The sequence below is a fragment of the Edwardsiella ictaluri ATCC 33202 genome (genome assembly GCF_000264785.1).
GTDB lineage: Bacteria > Pseudomonadota > Gammaproteobacteria > Enterobacterales > Enterobacteriaceae > Edwardsiella > Edwardsiella ictaluri.
The window spans coordinates 1-1800 of record NZ_AFJI01000072.1 but is presented as its reverse complement, the minus strand read 5'-3'; the positions used below and the strand labels follow the sequence as shown (position 1 = coordinate 1800).

Genomic DNA, 1800 nt, shown 5'->3' with positions numbered 1-1800 from the left:
TGGGCGTATAACACCGGCATGCGCGATTCGGGGTTTGGCACCGGAGGGCAATACCAGCAGGCGATTCAGGCGGCCACGGCGGCGGTACAGGGGCTGGCGGGCGACAACCTGCAGGCGGCGCTGGCGGGCGGCGCGGCGCCGTATATTGCCGAAATGGTGAAAGCGATGACCACTGATCCGCTCAGCGGAGAGGTCAATAAGGCTGCCAACGTGGCGGCCCATGCGGTGGTAAACGCGGCGCTGGCCGCGGCACAGGGGAATAACGCCCTTGCCGGAGCCGCGGGTGCGGCCACCGGCGAAATCGTCGGCATGCTGGCCACGGAGATATACCAGAAACCGGTCGCTGAGCTCAGCGAAAGCGAGAAACAGACCGTTTCAACACTGGCCACCGTCGCCGCCGGACTGGCCGGTGGACTGGTGGGCGACTCAGGGGCCTCCGCGCTCGCCGGCGCACAGTCGGGTAAGACGACGACTGAGAATAATGCGCTGAGCCTGCCATCGGGGCTGATGGACTACGGACAGGCATCGTCCTCGCTGGGGCAGTTTATGGCGCAGAATGGAGCTTCAGCGGCAGAGATAGCCCAGGCACAAAGTGAGCTGGCGAGAGGACTGGGAACTGGTGCACCGCAACCCGCTACTGAGTTGGTGAAGAAATGGGCATTGATGATGAGTACCGCAGCCACCATGGGAACCGGTGCAGCCGTTGGCGCTGGAGCCGCTGCTACCGGTGGTGCCATCGGTGGTGCAGCGAATATCAGTACTCAGCTTACGATGAATGGTGACAAGCCCTTTAGCTATACTGATGCGTTGATCGCGATAGGAGCCGGGGCACTGACACAAGGTAAAGGTCCGGTGCTCACTGGAGGGATTAGCGTTGGTGGTGCCTATGTTGGCAGTACGCTCAAAGGAGAAGATCCGACCAATGCGATGATCGGGGCTGGAATTGGTTCAGCGGTGGGTAGTGTAGCCGGTAAGGTTGTTACCGAGCAGCTGAAACCAGTCGTCTCAAATGGTGTAGCAGAAACGATAGGTAACATTGGTGGTTCGCTTTCTAGTGAAATAGTTGGTGGTAAAGTTCAGAATAAGCTTAATGAGTCTGGAGATGAAAAATGAAAATACAGACAGTTGGCGTAAAACTAAATTTTGTTTTAATTTGTTATTGCGTTCTTATCCTGATCGGAGTTGCGCTATTAGCTTGTTTATGTGCAGCGATCTTGGTTTTTCTTAAAAATGGTAAATTCATTTTTAGTTGGGAAGATGACGTTCTTTACTCAGTTAAAGCAGGAATAGCTACTGGCATACCCACAGGAATAGGTATTTGGTTTATGTCTTGGATAAAAGCACGCAAAGAAAAGCGCTCCCCATCCAAAGAGTAACGAGTTATTGTGGAGAGTAATACTTTGGGGGATATTATTTCCGCTGTAAATAAGCAGGAGCCAGGACAGTCGAAAACTACGAGTCGGGAACTCAGTCCACAATTAAAGAGCCCTGTAGTGGAAACACTCCCGTATCCTGCCAATTGGCAGTAGCTGCGATGGGTAGTGCAATGGTATAACCATTATTACCGGGAGCAGCAGCAACAACCAACCTGATAGATGCAGGAGCTAGCGCCGGGGGGAGCATCGGCTTCGGCAATGGCTCTCTGGGTATCGCCGCCAGCCGCGATAAGATGCACAGCGACTATGCCTCGGTGGAGAGCCAGAGCGGCATCTTTGCCGGTACCGGTGGCTTTGATATCACCGTGGGTAATCATACCCAGCTGGACGGCGCGGCCATTGCCAGCGCGGCCGGTCAGGAGAG

2 protein-coding genes and 1 pseudogene are annotated in these 1800 nt (G+C 55.0%); all 3 read left to right on the top strand.

Annotated features, from left to right (window positions below; all coding sequences use genetic code 11):
- Positions 1-1113 (top strand): VENN motif pre-toxin domain-containing protein (locus EIEH_RS10735; protein WP_035609520.1); only part of this gene is annotated, 1113 nt, incomplete at its 5' end.
- Positions 1110-1376, top strand: coding sequence for a hypothetical protein (locus EIEH_RS17750; protein WP_041730556.1), 267 nt, complete (start codon positions 1110-1112; stop codon positions 1374-1376). The genes EIEH_RS10735 and EIEH_RS17750, both read left to right, overlap by 4 nt.
- A 227-nt stretch (positions 1377-1603) precedes the next feature.
- A pseudogene (locus tag EIEH_RS20115) lies at positions 1604-1800 on the top strand (hypothetical protein); the annotation flags it as partial.